This window comes from Pirellulales bacterium, from assembly GCA_035533075.1.
In the GTDB taxonomy this organism is placed as follows: Bacteria; Planctomycetota; Planctomycetia; order Pirellulales; family JAICIG01; genus DASSFG01.
This window is the reverse complement of sequence record DATLUO010000270.1, coordinates 25828-42734: the sequence shown is the minus strand read 5'-3', so window position 1 is coordinate 42734 and position 16907 is coordinate 25828. Positions and strand designations below refer to the sequence as shown.

Below are 16907 nucleotides of genomic sequence, written 5' to 3'. Positions count from 1 at the left end.
CTCGCTGGCCCCACCTTACGGCGTCATCGCGCGACCTCGCCGGTCGCGGACTCCGCGTCGGCGACGAGTTCCTCGGCACGGTTATCGAGCAGGGCGAACCGTTTTTTGGTCAGTTTCAATTCTTTCAACACGATGTCTTTGAAGCGGTCGGCCAGCGATAACCGCCGGGCCAGGACGAGCGCCGCGGCCAGCGGCAGTTCTTCCAGGTCGCGATCGACGGTGGCGAAATCGAGCAGCAGATAGCAGTAATAGTCTTGCAAGGCGGTGTCGCGCGTGACGATGTCGGCGGCCAACGATTCGTCGGTCACGCTCGGCAAAACGTTCCCGGCCACGTTTTCGCTGGGAGAACCATAATCGTCAAAAAAACTTCGGGCATGTGCCAAGACCCGTTCGGTCTGAAACCAGGCCGGCGCCAGCAACTGGTCGACCAGCCGCCGCGTGAGATGAGCCACGCGCTTTTGGCCGAGCAGGTCGAGATCGGCGAGCGCCAGCGGCGCTTCGAGCATCGCGGCGATGGCCGGCGTGGCATCGTCGCCTTGTTCCAACCAGAGCCGCAGCGCGCGGGCGCGAATGTAGCATTCCGGGTGAGTGAGGCCTTCAGTGCGCGCGTCGTGATGGCTGAAAATTTCGTCGGCCTGGCGGAGATAGCTCTCGGCGCTGACTTCCTTCAGTTCGGTGGAGACTTTGACCAGCGTCGAGATGGCGGCCGACAAGTCTTGGGTGACCATCCAGGCGGCGCGGTCGCAAAACAGCTCGCAATAGAGCCAGTACAGCCGCGCCGTCGAGGCATAGACCGCCGTGCCGGCCGGGTCGTTGGCCAAGGCTTCGAGCAGATGCGCGGCAACGCGGTAGTCGCCGTCCCATTTTTCCCACAACAGGCGATGAGCCAATTCGTGACCGAAGAGGGCCTTGATCTCGATGGTGGAGAGCGTGGTGGCCAGCGGGCCGCTCAAGACCAGGTGGATTTCGCTGGGAAGATGGGCGACGGAGGCGTTCAGCCCTTGCGGATGTTGGGCCTGATAGATGGTCAGCGGCAAATCGAGGGCGAGCTTTGCCGCCGCTTCGTCGGCCAGCGCATACAGTCCGGGCTGCGTCTGCCGCTCGATGCGATACGTCGATTTGAGCAGATCGAGGCGAATGCTGGCGGCCTGCTGTGGGTCGTCTCGCTTTTCGGCGAACCATTGCCAGACGGCCGGATCTTCGGCCTTCAAATAATCGACGACCGCACGCAGGTACGCGAGCGGCGTCAGGCGCGACGAATCGAAAGGCTGGACCATGCTGCGGCAACGTGAAACGTCGAACGGCAAAGCCGTGATTCTACCGCCCGGCGGCCCCATTGCCAGCGCCGGCGGCGGCGACGACCGCGGCGTCGTGATTCGTCGTTGATTCGTCGGCGGCTGATTGCGTGACCGGGAGCGCCTCGCTAGAATAGACCCTGCTTCGGTGGCCGCGGCGTCGATACAAAACTCGATGTGTCAGCCTCAAGAGGGAGTCGTTCCCGTGATTTCCTTTTTTTGTCCTTATTGCAAGCACGTTCAGAAAACGTTCGAGGAACAAGCCGGTACGCTGATTGTCTGCGAGCAGTGCAAGCTCGAGATTCGCGTGCCTCAGCCGGCCGGTCCTCCGCAGTTGCCGTCCACGGCGCGCCAAAAGGCGCCCGTTGGATTTTGGAAGCGGCTGTTCGCTGGCGCGAAGTAGGCACCAGAGCGGTTCGGAGCGGATGGGGCTTCGGCTCAGCGTGCGAATACTGGAACTGGTACGCGGATTGCTTCTCTGCCCGCTGCGCCGTGCAAACCACGTCGTCGGCGTGGCACGTGCGCCGCGGGGGCGGCGCGCCAAAACGCCTCGTTTTTCCGCAAAAACGCGGTAATTACCGTAGTTTTCTGGCTTGACAGGCGTGTTTTACCCCTCCTGCCTGAGCGGAGAAGTCATTTTGAGGGGTGGATAAAAAATAAACCTTTACAGGCCGCGACTGACCAACTTCTGGCCAGCAGCAAGCCGCACGGTGCGGATCGGGCCAGGGGCCTGGAAAACCTGGGCCTGGAAAACCTGGGCCTGGAAAACCAAGAAGGGAAAACTGATGCTACTCAATAAATCGACCGCGGTCATGGACTACAAGCTCGTCACCGGATATGAATCGCTCAGGAAGCGATTGCTGGCTGCCAAGTTCAACGACCGGCTCGACAAGCCGCTGGCCTATTGGGCGATTGGCAGCGACCGTCGCTTGCCCTTGGCCTTCATGGGCAGGACGCTGAGAGACTTGCTCAACACGCCGTTCGATGAGCTGTTCGCCACCGCCGGCATCGGTCAGAAAAAGATTCGCACGTTCTTGATGTTGCTCAATCGGGCCGCGCAGCCCAAGCCGATCGGCGCGCTGGTCGACGAGGAGGAGACCTACGTCGATACCGCGGCCGAAGTCGCCAAAGACCAGCCGCATGTCGACGCCAGCCTGGTGAGTGAGGCCCTTTGGGTTCGGTGGCGGGCCACCGTTCGCAAGCACCGTTTGGAGCACGAGCCCTTGGGGCGCTTCGCGGTCAGCCTATTGGACATGCCGCGCGTCGTCTGGTACAAGCCCTTGGGTGAGTACGTCGATCTTTCGTTGGCGGAACTCCGTTCGCTCCGAACGCACGGCGAGAAGCGGGTCCGCGCCGTGCTGGATGTCTTCGGCAACCTGCACCAAATGCTCGTTCACGTCGATCCGGACAGCCACCTGGGAGTTCGCATTGCGCCGCGGTCGTTGATGCCCGTCGAGGACTGGGTCGTACACTGGCTGACCAACGTCGGCATTCCCAGCAAGCGGGAGCTGCAAGACTCGCTGGTTTCGCCGCTGCTCGAACTGGTCCGCGTCGATGCCGGCGCGCCGATCGCCAAGCTGGCGGAGGGCCGCCTGCAGTCGCAGTCGGGCAGCGTCCGCCGGGCGGCTCATCGCATGGGACTGACGCGGGCCCGTGTTTATCAATTGTTGAGCGAGGCTTCGGAGGTGCTCGTGCTGCGGTGGCCGGCCGGCCCGGCACTGGTCGGCCAGCTTCGCAACAAGATGCAGGCCGCCGAGGCCGACCGCAATTTGCTGGCTTGGTTCGACCTGGCCATCGAGCTGTTGCTGCTGCGCAGCTCGCGCCACGATGAAGACGACGAAGACGACATGCCTTCCAACGGCCGGTCAAGTCAGGCATCCAACGGCTCCTCACCGAAGGAAACCGGCCGCCATCGCAACGGACAGCGGTCGACGGCCAAGACGGCGCCCCGCCGACGCGGCTGAGGCAAGCGCGCCGGTGAACGTAGGGTGGGACCAGCGAGCTTGCGAGCGCCGGCCCACCCTGTTTAGGCGTCTGGTATCAGGCATCAGGAAAGTCGTCCTGACGCCTGAAACCTGACGCCTGACGCCTCTTGCTGGTGGGCCGGTGCTCGCAAGCTCGCTGGTCTCACCCTACCGTTTCCGATTTCGGTACAGCGACGGGTCCACCGCGCGCAGCATTTTTTCGACGTCGGCAGCGCCTCCGAGAAACGCGCGAACGCATTCGGCATGCCGGCGCGGTTCCTTGATGAGCTCGTTATAGCTGACATACAGAACCTGCATGTTGCGCTGTTGGTCCAGCCACTCGCGCAGCCGCTTGAGGTGCGCCGTAAACGGCCCCTCGATTTGCTCGCGAGGCGGCGCGGACCGGCCCAGCCGTGCGAGCATCTTCTCTTGCGAAGCGAGCATCTCGTCGAAATCCCGCTCCATGAAGATGATCCGAAATCGCTCGTCGCCGGGCAGATGGTAGAGGAGCTGCGAGACCATCTTGACGGCCTTGCCCCGCGCCTCGGCCAGCCACGACGCGTCGCGCTGGATGGCTTTGACCTTCTCGAACTCGTAGTAGCCTTTGGGGTTGTCGACGTCGGCGGTGCGAGTTCCGTCCGTCACGACCTCGATGCCGCCGTTGTCCAGCATTTGCATCATCAGCGACGTGCCCGAACGCGGCAAACCGGAGACGATCATGATTTCCGTGTCCATCCTGTAGACCTTCCTCCGCAACCGGCCTGGCGATCACAGATTGACGTTCAACACCCGGCGAAAGGCGAAACCCGAAATCATCGACACCGCGAACCAGTAGACGACCCAGGTATCCGCGCCGCTGGTCCACGACGATCGTTCCGGATAGTCGATCTCGACCGACTGAATCGGCGAGTTGCGATCGAACGGCTTCTCGGCCGGATGCAAAATCGCCTCGCTTATCTCCCAACCGGGCCGCAACGAGCTGACGCGCATGAAGCGGTCGCCGACAACGAAATCTTTTTCGCCAATCTGGTCGCCCGCGTGAAACACGAGGCGATGCCGGCCGGGCCGGCGTGCCTTGATCTTCCAACACACCTCGCGCTCGGTTGGCACTCGCACGGGGCCGACGGTCACGTCGATGGCGTCGATCGGTGCCAGCCGCACGTCGGAGAGCGCCGCGCCGTCGGCGCCCACCTTCAAGATGACGACGGCCTCTTCACCCGCTTCGAGCGGACGCGCCTGATACCACAGCGATAGCTGTCCCAGGATGAGCAAGACCGGCACGACCATGACCAGCATCGGCACGATCGCCAGCAGCAACAGTCTCAGCGCCGCGAGCAGAATGGCTCCCTGTGCCCGAAATGCGACCCAGGCGCTCTCCTTGAACAGCTTGATCGCCAGCAGATTGGCTTTGATTTCGTCCTTGACCCGTTTGATGGCGGCCTGGTTCGAGGTGTATTTGAAGGCGGCCAGCAGCGCCACTCCGCTGGCGACCGCCGCAAGCGTTGCCGACAGCCAGCCGGGCAAGACGGCGATGGGAGCCAGCAACAGGCTGCCTAGAGCGTTTGCCAGGACGTTCAGCCAGACGACGAGTTGTGTCACCAAGTCGGTCACTCGATGTATCCCAGGCCGCGGAGTTGATCGGCCACGCGGGCTTCGGAGTCGTCGGCGTTTTGTTTCTGCAACTCGTTCTCGATCGAGTGCGCGATGAACTCATCGACGCTGCTGTAGCCGGCGGTTTCCGCCGCGCGTTTCGCCCGCTCGTAAAGCCCGGGGTCGATCTTGACTTTCATCATCGTTCGCACCTCTCCTTCGTATCGTAGGATAAGCCGGTCGGAGCCGTTCTTCAAGCTCGGCGGTCCGTGAGGGCGTCTTGATCGGGCTTGTCGCTTTTTCGCCGCGCTTGTACCATGCCGGCCTGCGAGGGGGCCACTTCTCGATCCTTCCCCTATTCACCAGGGTCTGCGGATAGCATGCGACGGGCGATGGAAGCCGAACGGGCGGCAAGCTGGGCCTTTCGTGCTCGCGGGCTGGTGGGAGCGCTGCTGGGGGTCGCTTTCGGCACGCTGGTGGTCTTTTCGCCGCCGCTCTTCTCGCAGGCCCAATGGGAGCGGATTCCGCTGGAGGTGCTGGGCTGGCTCACGTTCTTCGCCGGCGCCGCAATGCGTTTCTGGGCCACGCTTTACATCGGCGGCCGCAAACGCCAGGTGATCGTCAGCGAGGGGCCGTACTCGATTTGCCGCAATCCGCTTTATTTGGGCACGTTTCTGATCGCCCTGTCGACGGCCATTATCCTCGAGAGCATGACGTTTCTGGCCTGCGTGCTGGTGGGGGCGGTGTTTTATGCCTGGGCCACCGTGCCGGCGGAAGAGCGCTATCTGAGCCGGCGATTTGGCGGTCCTTATCACCGCTATTGCCGCGAGGTGCCGCGCTTCCTTCCCCGGCTGGCGAACTTCGGCACGCCCGACACGATCGTGGTGAACATCCGGGCGTTACGCCTGGAATGCTGTCGTGCGGCCCGCTGGGTGTTGCTGCCCGTCGTGGCCGATCTGCTTTGTCGCCTGCGTTGCGAAACCTGGTGGCCGCATTGGGTGAACTTGCCGTAGCCCTCCTATCCCCGCTTGGCCAGCGGCACCAGCGGGCGATGTGCCGGACCGGTGTAACGCGAGCGCGGCCGGATCAAGCGGTTGTTGTCCAATTGCTCGATCACGTGAGCGCTCCAGCCGGTCACGCGGCTGATGACGAACAACGGTGTATAAAGCTCGACCGGCAAACCCAGATAGTGATACAAGCGGGCGCTGGGCCAATCGAGATTGGGCGGCAAACTCTTCTCTTGCCGTACCACGGTCTCGATGACCTCCGCCATTCGTTCCATATCTTCGTGGCCGGTCTCGCGGGCCAGCTCGCCACAAAGCGTCTTCAAATAGACGGCCCGCGGGTCGCCCGACTTGTAGACGCGATGCCCGAAGCCCATGATGCGGCGTTTGGCCGCCAGGGCCTCGCGCACCCAGCGGTCGGCATTCGCCGAGCTGCCGACCTCGGCCAGCACTTCCATCACGCGCTCGTTGGCGCCGCCGTGCAGCGGGCCCTTCAGGGCCCCGATGGCCGCGGTGACGGCGGAGTGCAAATCGCTCAAGGTCGAGGCCACCACGCGGGCGGTGAATGTCGAGGCGTTGAACTCGTGCTCGGCGTAGAGAATCAAAGAGACGTCCATCGCCTTGACGGCTTGCGGCGAAGGGACTTCGCGGTTCAACATCCAAAGCACGTTGGCCGCCAGCGACAGGCGGCCATCGGGCGGCACCGGCTCTTTGCCCGCCGTCAGCCGTTGCCGGGCGGCCATGACGACCGGCAACTGGGCCACCAGCCGTTCGGCTTTTCGCAGGTTGGCTGCGTGGCGGCTGTCGGCGGCGTCGGAATCCCAATGGGCCAACAGGCTGGCGGCCGTGCGCATCACGTCCATCAGCGGCGCCTGGGCCGGCAGCAACCGCAGGAGACCGACGATCGCCGGATCGAGCGACTGGGCTTCGACCAGCCGGGCACGAAAGGCGTCGAGCTCCGCCGCGGTCGGCAACTCGCCGTGCAGAATGAGAAATGCGACCTCCTCAAACGTGGCATCGCCGGCCAGTTCTTCGACGGCGTATCCGCGGTATTGCAGGCCACCGGCCAGAGTGCTGACCGCCGTCTCGCCGGCGACAACGCCTTCCAGCCCCGGACGGTAAATCTCTTCGCTCATGATGGGTTCCTGTTGGGTGGCTAGCACTGCGGGAAATGCAAATCATACACCTCGCCGGCGTCTCTCGAAACCGTTTTTGATCTTGGACACCCGCGAAGACGCTACGCAATCGGTTACTGCCGGGCGAACAGCACCCGCCGCAACACATCGCGGAAAGGCGGGCTGGCGTCGATCACGCGTTTGAAGTCGTCTTTGCCCAACGTATAGACCTCCAGCGTCTCGCCGGCCCGCACCGTGGCGTTGCGCGGCTCGCCGCTGATCAGGGCCGCTTCGCCGAAGAAATCGCCCGGTCCCAAACTCGCCACCTGGCGTGTTTGGCCGTCTTTGGTCACGTGGACTTCGGCCTTGCCCGAACGGATCACATACAGTTTGTCGCCCGGATCGCCCTGGCGAATCACCACGTCGCCGGCCGCGAACCGCTCCAGCGCCACCTTGTCGGCCACTTCGGCCAGCGTGCCGGCCGACAGGTTCTTGAACAGCTCGTTGCGTTGCAGGAATTCGGTGATCGTGGCCGCCTCTTGCACCAGCACGTCGGAGATAACGCGGCCGTCGACCATGTTCACGATGCGGTCGGCCACGTCCAGAATGCGATTGTCGTGCGTGACCATCAGTACCGTGCAAGCTTCTTCCTTGGCAAATTTGTGCAGCAGCTCGACGACGTCGCGGCCCGACTCGCGGTCGAGCGCCGCGGTCGGCTCGTCGGCCAGCACCAACTGCGGGTGGCTCGCCAGCGCCCGCGCGATCGCCACGCGCTGTTTTTGTCCGCCCGAAAGCTGATCGGGCTTGTAGTGAATTCGCTTCTCCAGGCCCAGGATGGTGAGTATCTCGATTGCCCGCTCGCGAATGGCCGCGGGGTCGTCGTCCCAGAGTTCCATCGACATGGAGACATTTTGCAGGGCCGTGAGCGAATCGAACAAGTTGTGGGCCTGAAAGATGAAACCCACATCGCGGCGCACATCGACCAGCTCTTTGGCGCTCAGGCTGTGCAGCTCGCGGCCCAGCACCATGAGCTGCCCTTGCTGCACGGTGCGCAGCCCGCCGATGAGCGTCAACAGGGTCGTTTTGCCGGAACCGGAAGGCCCGGTCATGATCACAATCTCGCCGCGGGCCAGGTCGAGCTGGTTGTCGAACAGCACTTGCTTTCGCAGCTCGCCCTCGCCGAAGCTATGGTTGAGCCCCCGCACGCGGACGGCAAACAGATCGTCCGACGACTCTCTCAGGTCCGCGTGCCGCCGCGTCGCCGACCTGGGGTTGATCGAGGCAAAGGCGGTACTCGCTCGCGCGCGTCTCCTGGCCATCAAAAAAGCTCCGCGGGGTCAAGTTCCATCACCTTGCGCACGGTCATACAGCCTGAAACGATGCACATGACGATGCTCATGCCCAAGACCGTGAGCGCCGTGGCCAAATGAACGCCGACCTTCAAATTGGTGAGCATGGCCACGAGGTAGCAGATCAATTGGCTGCACGCCACACCCGGCACGAACCCCAGCAGCGACAACAACACCGCTTCCTGCATAATCAGCCACACGAAATAGCGGTTGCCATAGCCCATCGCTTTCAGCGTGGCAAACTCGGGCAGGTGGTCGGCCACGTCGGTGTACAGAATCTGATGGCAAATCACACTCCCCACAATAAACCCCATCAACGTTCCAAGCCAGAAGATGTATCCGATCGGCGTGCTGGTTTCCCAGAACCACCGCTCGCGCTGTTCGAACTCCTGCTTGGTGAGCACCACCACGTCGTCCGGGAGAAGTTCTTGCAAGTCGCGCTGACGGTCGAGGAGACTCTGCCCGCTTTTCAGGCGGACCAGACCGACGTCGACCGCACTCAGAGGATCGTTGCCCGGAACGGGAAACAGGCGTCGGTAGGTTTCGTCGCTGGTCATCAAGTTGCCGTCGTTGGCGAAATCCGTGCCCAGCGTGAACAGCCCCACCACATCGACGCTGCGGCCCGCCAATTCGATCGACTGACCCTGCGTAACATGACCGTATTCGGGTTTCGACTTGCGGTCGAACAACACCCGGTCCGCGAGACGCAAGTCGGACCGATGCGATTCGACTTCGGGCATGTTGAACACGGGGTGATCGGGGTTGAAAGCCAACACGCGGATAGTAACCGCTTCGCCGGTTTCGCTGTTCTTGAGGTTCGAGCGGTGCGTCTCAAGGTAGAGCGGATAAGCGGCCAGCACGCCCGGACACGCTTCGGCCTGGGCCACTCTGCGGCGGCTGAACGTCTCGCGGACCACGATGGTGTATTGTGCCCGGCTGGTGATAATCAACTCGGCGTTCATCTGGCGTATGACCTCGACCGTACTGTCGAACAGCGCCTGGCGAAAGCTGAGCTCCATGCACATGAGCAGCACGGCGAAACCGACGCCGGCCAGCGCAAGTGCCAGCCGGCGCCGGTCGTGCGTCAGGTTCAGCCAGGCAAGAGGAGTGGGCATCGGGTTCGGGGTTCAGAGTTCAGAGTTCAGGGTTCAGGGTTCAGGGTTCAGGGTTCAGGGTTCAGGGTTCAGGGTTCAGGGAATTCCGCATCCCTCATCTCTCGTCTCTCGTCTCTCATCCCTCATCCCTAAAACAGATCCGCGGGATCGGCGGCGTTCACTTTACGCAAGGCGGCGACGCCGGAAATCGCACACATGACGATGCTCAACACGAGGATGCTCGCGGAGAGTTCCCACCCCATTCGCATCGGAATGTGAGCGCGCTGCTCCGTGATGTCGTAAAGCAAGAAGGAAAACGCCCAGCCGGGACAAAAACCGGCGACGGCCAGAATGATCGCTTGTTCGAGCACCACGCTCGCCAAATAGCGGCCCGAATAGCCCATCGCTTTCAGCGTCGCGTATTCCGACTGGTGGTTGGCGATGTCGCTGGACAGCACCTGATAGACGATCGCCACCCCGACGATCAACCCGACCACCACGCCCAGCGAAAAGATCACGCCCACGCTGGTGCGCGTCACCCAGTGCTGGCGCTCTTTGCGTTCGATCTCGCGGCGCGTGTAAACGTTGACGTCGCGCGGCAAGCGGCGGCGGAGGTCGTCGGCCACGGCCTGGGGGTCGAAGCCCGGCTTGACGCGCACCAGCCCCAGGCTCGGCTCATCGCGGGTGCGTTGCGGAAACAACTCGCGAAACGTCTCGTCGCCGACCACCACGTCGCCGTCGGCCCCGAAACCGGTCCCCATGCGATAGGTGCCGGCCACCTCGACCTTTTTGCCGCCGATCTCCAAGTCGGTGCTCTTGCGCCAGTTGCCGAACTGCTTGCGGGAAAGCTCGTCCATATAGACCCGGCCGGGCTCCTTGAGGGGCCTCAAATCTCCGGCCAAGGCGGGCAGCCGAAACGGCCGCTGCTCCAGCGGGAAGCCGATCACAAAGATGCCGCGCCGCGAGGCGTCCTCCCGAGCGTGCGTGCGGTTCATCCAGAGGCTGAAATCGAGATAGAGCGGATGGGCCTCGGCCACGCCCGGCACCGACTCCGCCTGATACAACCGGATTCGCGAAAAGCTGCCCGCCTTGGAAATCGACTGGTACTGCGGCGAAATCAAGAGAATATCGAAATTCAACTGGTCGTAGATTTGGGTTGCCGTCTGCCGCACCGAATTGAGAAAGCCGATTTGCATCAGGATCAGCACGACCGCGAACGCCACCCCGGCGATGGCCACGAGCGTGCGCATTTTGTCGTGTAGCAGGTTCAGCCACGCCAACGGTGTCTTCATGGGTTTCCATATTACTTGCCGCTGGAATTGCCCGAAACTGGTGTACTTCATATACTTGTGCGATTCCATGCCGCCGATTCGCCCTTTCTTGCCCGTAGACGATGCTCAAGCGCCGCTGTTCGCGGGCGTCGACGTGGGGGGCACCACGGTCAAGATCGGCATCGTCGACGACCTGGGCCGAACCCTGGGATGGACCGCCATTCCCACCGATCCAACTCGCGGACCCGACGACGGCACCCGCCGTATGGGCCAGGCGCTGCTGGGGCTGATCGAGCAGACCGGCTTGCAGCCTCGGCAAATCGCACGCGTCGGCCTGGGCACGCCCGGCACGATGGACATTCCGGCCGGATTGCTGCTCGATCCGCCCAACTTGCCCGGCTGGATTGACTTTCCGGTCCGCGACCGCCTGAGCCGCGAGTGTGGCTTGCCCGTCAGCTTCACCAACGATGCCGCCGCGGCAGCCTATGGCGAGTATTGGGTCGGCAGCGGTAAGTCGTTGCCCAGTATGGTGATGCTGACATTGGGCACCGGCATCGGCGGCGGCATCATTGTGCGCGACGCCTCGATCGACGGCGAACACAGCCACGGAGCCGAGTGCGGGCATATAATAATTGACTGCCGCGAGGACGCACGGACCTGCTCGTGTGGCCAGCCGGGGCACCTGGAGGCGTATGCCAGTGCGTTGGCCGTGATCCGCCGCACGCAGGAGGCCCTCGACGGCGGCCGAGCGAGCTCGCTGGCGGTGCGGCTTGCCGCCGGCGAAACGCTGACTCCGCTGTTGCTGGCCGGCGAGGCCGAAGCGGGCGATGAATTATCTCTGGAGATCATCCTGGAAACGGCACGCTACCTGGGCATCGGCGTCACGACGTTGATGCACACCATCGACCCCAGCGGCGTCGTGCTGGGCGGGGCGATGACCTTCGGCGGCAACGCCAGCCCGCTCGGCCGGAGGTTCATCGAACGGGTGCGCGACGAAGTCCGCCGCCGGGCGTTTCCCGTTCTGGCCGCCAAGACGCCCATCGAATATGCCTCGTTGGGCGGCGACGCCGGATATATCGGCGCCGCCGGCATCGCACGGGCAGAAGAAGGAAGGCACGATACTGCACGCGGGCAGCAATGAGACATTTTCGGTGGCTGGGGCAGAAGCTGGCCTTTGTCTCAAAGATCGCCGCGCGCCGTATAGAAAACACGAACGCCAACGTTCTGAGATCCGTTGTCAGTTGCAACGGACGATGGACAACGGACCACGGACTATCAATGGACTGCAAACACATCCGCAACTTCTGCATCGTGGCGCACATCGACCACGGCAAGAGCACGTTGGCCGACCGGCTGATCGAGCTCACCGGCACGGTCAGCCGCCGCGATCTGCGCGAACAGCTCTTGGACGACATGGAGTTGGAACGCGAGCGAGGCATCACCATCAAGGCCCGCGCGGTCGCCATGCGCTATACCAGCCGCGGCGAGACCTACGAGTTGAACCTGGTCGACACGCCCGGCCACGTCGATTTTCATTATGAAGTCTCCCGCAGCCTGGCCTGTTGCGAAGGCGCCTTGTTGCTGGTCGATGCCTGCCAGGGAGTCGAAGCCCAGACGGTGGCCAACGCCTACGCGGCCATCGAGGCCGACCTGACCATCGTGCCGGCCCTGAACAAGATCGACGTCGTCAGCGCCCGGCCCGAGCAAGTCATGGAAGAGATGGAGTCGAGCCTGGGCATCGATCCGGCCGATGTGCTGGCCGTGAGCGCCAAGACGGGCGCCGGCGTCGAGGCCCTGCTGGAGGCGCTGATTGCCCGTGTGCCACCGCCCGAAGGCGATCCCACCGGCCCGCTGCAAGCGATGGTGTTCGATTCGCACTACGACGAGTTCCGCGGGGCGATCACCTATGTGCGGCTGATGAACGGCACCGTGCGCCGCGGACAAAAAATCCGCTTTCTCAAGTCCGGCACGACCTACGAAGTGCTGGAACTGGGCCAGTTCGTGCCCGACCGCCGGCCCTGCGACCAATTGCAAGCGGGGCAAGTCGGCTACTTGATCTGCAACATCAAGACGCTCAGCCAGGTTCACATCGGCGACACGGTGAGCGTGCCGGGCGAAGGCGCCGCCGTGCCCCTGCCCGGCTATCAGGAGCCGAAGCGGATGGTGTTTTGCGGCCTCTATCCCTCCGACGGCGAGAACTTCGAAGAGCTGCGCGAGGCGCTCACCAAGCTCAGCATCAACGACCCCAGCTTCGAGTTCGAGCCGGAGACGAGCGACGCCTTGGGCTTCGGCTTCCGCTGCGGCTTTCTGGGCCTGCTGCACATGGAGATCATTCAGCAGCGGCTGGAAAAAGAGGCCGATCTCGATCTGGTGCAGACGGCCCCCAACGTGACTTACGAGATTCTCACCAAGACCGGCGAGCTGCTGCGGATTTACAATCCCCAGCAGGTACCCGACGCCGGCGACATCGAGCAGTTCCGCCAGCCGATCGTGAAGGTGAGCTTTATCTTGCCGACCGAGGCGATCGGCCTGGTGCATCAGCTTTGCAACGACCGGCGGGGCGAGTATGTGCGCACCGAGTATCTCTCGCCGACGCGGGCCATGCTGGTCTACAATCTGCCGCTGGCCGAGGTGATTTACGACCTGCACGACAAGCTCAAGAGCTGCACCCGCGGCTACGGCACGATGGATTACGAGTTGGTCGGCTACGTGCCGGCCGATCTGGTGCGGCTCGACATCCTGGTGGCGGGCAACCGTGTCGACGCCCTCTCGATCGTCTGCCATCGTGCCGACTCCGAGCGTCGCGGCCGGGCGATCGTGAAGAAGCTCCGCAGCGAGATCGACCGTCACATGTTCGAGGTGGCGTTGCAGGCCGCGGTGGGCAGCCGGATTATTGCCCGTGAGACGATCTCGGCCATGCGCAAGAACGTGACGGCCAAGTGCTACGGGGGCGACATCACGCGCAAGCGCAAGCTGTGGGCCAAGCAGCGCGAGGGAAAGAAGCGGATGAAGTCGATCGGCAGCGTCGACATTCCCCAAAAGGCCTTCTTGGCCGTGCTGGAAACCGGCGACAAGGATTTCTGACGCACTTGACGAGAGCCTGCTTGAGTGCTAATGTACATGGGTGCGCGTTCCGTTCGGGGTCGGATCGACGGAGCCGTTTGCTTTACATCCAGCAAGGATTCGACGAAAATGATGAGCGAGGCGCCGCTTGGAGATGTCCGAAGCGAACGACTCAAATATGCCGATGATTTGGCCAGGCTCATCAACTGCCCGCCGAGTGACGCGAGACAGTGCCAACCGAGCCGCGTCTTTCGATTCGTCCACGATTTGATTACCGATGAGAGAAACTTCATCCCCCCGGCTAAGTTAAATCCCGCTCGAAAGTTCAAGGATGACGAAGAGCGTTGTTCGGCCCATGCTCTGTCCATGTTCATCTCGCAGCCACAAGCCGTCTCCTTCTTCACGGGTCTAAAGCGCCGATATCCGAACATCCATAAAGTGCTCGGCGCCAACCTCTCCGCGGGCACGCTGGCGGATACCGATGGACTCGCGACGACGCCCGACTCGCGAGGGCATTTCGACCTATTGAGTCCGGGTCGGCTGACTTTTCCAAAACATTTTGTATCGTTCAGGCGTTAGTGTCATGATTGCTCTTCGAGGGATTGAGATTCCGTCGCTGCCGATCTCCGGCCTGCACAAAGTCCGGGATCTCGACGCCTTCGATGGCCCTCTGCTTTCGCATTTCCGCCACCCGAGCGGCGACGACTACTTGTATTACTGGTGCGATTGCAACGACTCCGCCAATCGGTGGATGGTGCTGCGCGTCACCGAACGCAATATCCTCCGCTTGGCTAACCGGGTCGTCCCGCTCGACTACGTCATTCCGACCGGGGCGAAGGACGACTTCGTCTATTTCGTCGATCTCGACGGAAATGGGCGCGCGGCACGTGTGCTGCTTGTGATCAAGGAAAACGTGCCGGCAGACTATACGCCACAGGGCGGCGCGCGTCTCCCGTCACGCGTCCTCGGCGACGATGGCTCGTATACAATCCTGGTCGAGGGACCGCTGTCGCTCGACGAGTTGTTCGAGCTGCCAACAAAATATTCCCAGGCATACAGTCTTCAATACACGCTGGCGACGCTCCGGCCCGACGGTTTCGAAGCCTTCCCCTGGCGCGGAGGGTTCAGCTCCATGCACTTCTACCGCGACATCGCGAAAAAGCTTCCTGCGGAAGCCAAACCCGCACTGGATGCCGTGCAGATTGCATCCCCCGGTTTTATTCGCTTTGTCATGGATCGCAGGACGGCCAGCTTGGTCACGGAGGCCGTCGGTCGGTTCCTTGACGCCAAATCCGCGGCGAATCTTGCCTACGATCGCTTGCGGCTCTACATCCGGGCTGAAAAGCTGAATGATTTGCGTGAAAAGAACAAAGATCTCCGCAGCCATGAGTGGGCCGAGCATGACGCGAAGCTGATCGACTTCACTCGTTCGTTGATCGAAGCCATGCAGGTCATCGGCGGAGAAATCCTCTCGAGCGCGGCTGAAGCGCCCTTTGAATCAGCGAAGATCACGATGTCTTACGCACATCGCCTGAGAGAGCTCGCCCACTTCGCGAATGCCGGGCAAATCATCTTTCCAGAATAGCATGCTGCCCGAACTTTTCCCCGGTTTGCCGATCATCGGTTGGCGCGAATGGCTGGCCTTGCCCGACCTGGGCATCCGCGCCGTGAAAGCCAAGGTCGACACGGGCGCCCGTTCGTCGGCGCTGCACGCCTTCGATATCGAGTTGTTCGAGCGAGACGGTCGGCCGATGGTGCGGTTCCGCGTCCACCCCTGGCAAGGCGATCAGACGGAAACCGTGGCCGCCGAAGCGCCGCTGGCCGGCGAGCGATTGGTCCGCAATTCCGGCGGCATCGAGACGGTGCGGCCGGCGATCGTGACCGATCTCGAGTTGGCCGGCCGGCGTTGGCCGATCGAACTGACCCTGACCGCCCGCGACGCGATGGGCTTTCGCATGCTGCTGGGCCGCGAGGCGGTGCGGCAGCGGTTTTTGGTCCATCCGGGCCGCTCCTATCTGACGGGCAAGCGACCGGCCGGGGTGCCGCGGCCGCCGCGCCGCCGCGGGGGGACGCCGTGAAGATCGCCATCCTCTCGCGAAAGCCGGGGCTGTATTCCACGCGCCGCCTGAAAGAAGCGGGCGAGAAACGCGGCCACGAAATGCGCGTGATCGACTATCTGCGTTGCTTCATGAACATCAGCTCGCTGAAGCCCATCGTGATGTATCAGGGCAACCCGTTGGAAGACATCGACGCCGTCATCCCGCGGATCGGCGCTCCGCACACGTTTTACGGCACGGCCGTGGTGCGGCAGTTCGAGATGATGGGCGTCTTTTCGGCCAACGAGTCGCAGGCCATCACCCGCTCGCGCGACAAGCTGCGTTGCCTGCAACTGCTGGCCCGCAACGGCATCGGGCTGCCGGTGACCGGCTGCGCTCATTCGACCAAGGACGTCGAAGGGTTGATCAACGCGGTGGGCGGCGCGCCGTTGGTGGTCAAATTGCTCGAAGGGACGCAGGGCATCGGCGTGGTGCTGGCCGAGACGCGCAAGGCGGCGGCCTCGGTGATCGAGGCCTTCCGCGGCCTGCAGGCGAACATTTTGGTACAAGAGTACATCAAAGAAGCGGGCGGCGCCGACGTGCGGTGTTTTGTCGTGGGCGGGCGGGTGATCGCCTCGATGGAACGCCGGGCACGGGCGGGGGAGTTCCGCTCGAATTTGCACCGCGGCGGCACGGCCAGCAAGGCCCGGCTGACGCCCGAAGAGCGCAGCACGGCCGTGCGGGCGGCCAAGGCCATGGGGCTGAACGTGGCCGGGGTCGATATTCTGCGGTCCAACCACGGGCCGGTGGTGATGGAGGTCAATTCGTCGCCCGGCCTGGAGGGCATCGAACGGGCCACCACGGTGGACGTAGCCGGAAAAATCATCGAGTTTTTGGAGAAACACGCCGCGGGAGGCAACCAGCCCGACCGGATTAAGGGCTAAGCGCTCTTCCCTCGGAAGCTCAATATGCTATAGTAGCGGTGGTTGGTTTGTCGACGCGCGAATCGTCTCGTTGGTTCTTCGCGAATCTCCCGCGATTTCTCTCTCGAACTTCCCACCTGGCGGGCCACCATGCTTGGCCCCTTTCTCACGGCCCGGAAAGACGAAAACGGGTCACGTTTGCC

Annotated in this window: 17 protein-coding genes; 9 read left to right on the top strand and 8 right to left on the bottom strand. The window is 62.9% G+C overall.

The features are described 5' to 3' along the window. Positions 1-23: 23 nt before the first annotated feature. On the bottom strand, positions 24-1277 hold the full coding sequence (locus VNH11_33795) for a hypothetical protein (protein ID HVA51364.1): 1254 nt from the start codon (positions 1275-1277) through the stop codon (positions 24-26). 223 nt (positions 1278-1500) lie between these two features. Here VNH11_33795 and VNH11_33790 point away from each other — a divergent pair, with 223 nt between their 5' ends. After that, the gene (locus VNH11_33790) at positions 1501-1698 is read left to right on the top strand and encodes a hypothetical protein (protein ID HVA51363.1); all 198 of its coding nucleotides are present in this window, start codon (positions 1501-1503) and stop codon (positions 1696-1698) included. Positions 1699-2080: 382 nt separating this feature from the next. After that, complete coding sequence (locus VNH11_33785) at positions 2081-3259, top strand: hypothetical protein (protein HVA51362.1); 1179 nt, start codon at positions 2081-2083, stop codon at positions 3257-3259. Positions 3260-3427: 168 nt separating this feature from the next. Here the strand turns inward: VNH11_33785 and VNH11_33780 are convergent, their stop codons facing one another. Genes VNH11_33780 through VNH11_33770 form a run of 3 tightly spaced genes read right to left on the bottom strand, consistent with a single transcriptional unit; the run spans position 3428 to position 5052 of the window. Continuing rightward, complete coding sequence (locus tag VNH11_33780; protein ID HVA51361.1) at positions 3428-3994, bottom strand: sulfotransferase domain-containing protein; 567 nt, start codon at positions 3992-3994, stop codon at positions 3428-3430. A 33-nt stretch (positions 3995-4027) separates the two neighbouring features. Beyond that, on the bottom strand, positions 4028-4870 hold the full coding sequence (locus VNH11_33775) for a hypothetical protein (protein HVA51360.1): 843 nt from the start codon (positions 4868-4870) through the stop codon (positions 4028-4030). Then, on the bottom strand, positions 4867-5052 hold the full coding sequence (locus VNH11_33770) for a hypothetical protein (protein ID HVA51359.1): 186 nt from the start codon (positions 5050-5052) through the stop codon (positions 4867-4869). The genes VNH11_33775 and VNH11_33770 overlap by 4 nt, the downstream gene beginning before the upstream one ends. Before the next feature lie 189 nt (positions 5053-5241). Between VNH11_33770 and VNH11_33765 the strand changes: the two genes are divergently transcribed. Beyond that, positions 5242-5862: an isoprenylcysteine carboxylmethyltransferase family protein gene (locus tag VNH11_33765; GenBank protein ID HVA51358.1), complete on the top strand. Its 621-nt coding sequence runs from the start codon at positions 5242-5244 to the stop codon at positions 5860-5862. Between the two features lie 5 nt (positions 5863-5867). On the opposite strand, the gene VNH11_33760 is transcribed toward VNH11_33765, so the two are convergent. The 4 genes from VNH11_33760 to devC (VNH11_33745) form a co-directional block, all read right to left on the bottom strand. Next, a complete protein-coding gene (locus tag VNH11_33760) occupies positions 5868-6989 on the bottom strand; it encodes a citrate/2-methylcitrate synthase (protein ID HVA51357.1) in 1122 nt (373 codons plus the stop codon). A gap of 113 nt (positions 6990-7102) precedes the next feature. After that, the gene (locus tag VNH11_33755; GenBank protein HVA51356.1) at positions 7103-8287 is read right to left on the bottom strand and encodes an ATP-binding cassette domain-containing protein; all 1185 of its coding nucleotides are present in this window, start codon (positions 8285-8287) and stop codon (positions 7103-7105) included. Next, the gene (devC, locus tag VNH11_33750; GenBank protein ID HVA51355.1) at positions 8287-9432 is read right to left on the bottom strand and encodes an ABC transporter permease DevC; all 1146 of its coding nucleotides are present in this window, start codon (positions 9430-9432) and stop codon (positions 8287-8289) included. Before devC (VNH11_33750) ends, VNH11_33755 begins: the two co-directional genes overlap by 1 nt. A gap of 128 nt (positions 9433-9560) precedes the next feature. Beyond that, the gene (devC, locus tag VNH11_33745; GenBank protein ID HVA51354.1) at positions 9561-10703 is read right to left on the bottom strand and encodes an ABC transporter permease DevC; all 1143 of its coding nucleotides are present in this window, start codon (positions 10701-10703) and stop codon (positions 9561-9563) included. Positions 10704-10770: 67 nt separating this feature from the next. On the opposite strand from devC (VNH11_33745), the gene VNH11_33740 reads away from it, so the two are divergent. The 6 genes from VNH11_33740 (at position 10771) to rimK (ending at position 16725) form a co-directional block, all read left to right on the top strand. Further along, complete coding sequence (locus VNH11_33740; GenBank protein HVA51353.1) at positions 10771-11823, top strand: ROK family protein; 1053 nt, start codon at positions 10771-10773, stop codon at positions 11821-11823. 137 nt (positions 11824-11960) lie between these two features. Next, positions 11961-13766, top strand: a complete 1806-nt coding sequence (gene lepA / locus VNH11_33735) for a translation elongation factor 4 (GenBank protein HVA51352.1) — start codon at positions 11961-11963, stop codon at positions 13764-13766. Positions 13767-13874: 108 nt separating this feature from the next. Then, the gene (locus VNH11_33730) at positions 13875-14324 is read left to right on the top strand and encodes a hypothetical protein (GenBank protein HVA51351.1); all 450 of its coding nucleotides are present in this window, start codon (positions 13875-13877) and stop codon (positions 14322-14324) included. A 4-nt stretch (positions 14325-14328) separates the two neighbouring features. After that, the gene (locus tag VNH11_33725) at positions 14329-15330 is read left to right on the top strand and encodes a hypothetical protein (GenBank protein ID HVA51350.1); all 1002 of its coding nucleotides are present in this window, start codon (positions 14329-14331) and stop codon (positions 15328-15330) included. Between the two features lies 1 nt (position 15331). Continuing rightward, positions 15332-15823: a RimK/LysX family protein gene (locus VNH11_33720; GenBank protein HVA51349.1), complete on the top strand. Its 492-nt coding sequence runs from the start codon at positions 15332-15334 to the stop codon at positions 15821-15823. After that, on the top strand, positions 15820-16725 hold the full coding sequence (rimK, locus tag VNH11_33715; protein ID HVA51348.1) for a 30S ribosomal protein S6--L-glutamate ligase: 906 nt from the start codon (positions 15820-15822) through the stop codon (positions 16723-16725). The genes VNH11_33720 and rimK overlap by 4 nt, the downstream gene beginning before the upstream one ends. The last annotated feature ends 182 nt before the right edge of the window (positions 16726-16907 follow it).

Bases quoted from the DNA above. Each gene is read 5' to 3' on its own strand.
- VNH11_33795 (HVA51364.1), bottom strand. From the start codon at position 1,277: ATGGTCCAGCCTTTCGATTCGTCGCGCCTGACGCCGCTCGCGTACCTG.
- VNH11_33785 (HVA51362.1), top strand. From the start codon at position 2,081: ATGCTACTCAATAAATCGACCGCGGTCATGGACTACAAGCTCGTCACC.
- VNH11_33780 (HVA51361.1), bottom strand. From the start codon at position 3,994: ATGGACACGGAAATCATGATCGTCTCCGGTTTGCCGCGTTCGGGCACG.
- VNH11_33770 (HVA51359.1), bottom strand. From the start codon at position 5,052: ATGATGAAAGTCAAGATCGACCCCGGGCTTTACGAGCGGGCGAAACGC.
- VNH11_33765 (HVA51358.1), top strand. From the start codon at position 5,242: ATGGAAGCCGAACGGGCGGCAAGCTGGGCCTTTCGTGCTCGCGGGCTG.
- VNH11_33760 (HVA51357.1), bottom strand. From the start codon at position 6,989: ATGAGCGAAGAGATTTACCGTCCGGGGCTGGAAGGCGTTGTCGCCGGC.
- VNH11_33755 (HVA51356.1), bottom strand. From the start codon at position 8,287: ATGGCCAGGAGACGCGCGCGAGCGAGTACCGCCTTTGCCTCGATCAAC.
- devC (HVA51355.1), bottom strand. From the start codon at position 9,432: ATGCCCACTCCTCTTGCCTGGCTGAACCTGACGCACGACCGGCGCCGG.
- devC (HVA51354.1), bottom strand. From the start codon at position 10,703: ATGAAGACACCGTTGGCGTGGCTGAACCTGCTACACGACAAAATGCGC.
- VNH11_33740 (HVA51353.1), top strand. From the start codon at position 10,771: ATGCCGCCGATTCGCCCTTTCTTGCCCGTAGACGATGCTCAAGCGCCG.
- lepA (HVA51352.1), top strand. From the start codon at position 11,961: ATGGACTGCAAACACATCCGCAACTTCTGCATCGTGGCGCACATCGAC.
- VNH11_33730 (HVA51351.1), top strand. From the start codon at position 13,875: ATGATGAGCGAGGCGCCGCTTGGAGATGTCCGAAGCGAACGACTCAAA.
- VNH11_33725 (HVA51350.1), top strand. From the start codon at position 14,329: ATGATTGCTCTTCGAGGGATTGAGATTCCGTCGCTGCCGATCTCCGGC.
- VNH11_33720 (HVA51349.1), top strand. From the start codon at position 15,332: ATGCTGCCCGAACTTTTCCCCGGTTTGCCGATCATCGGTTGGCGCGAA.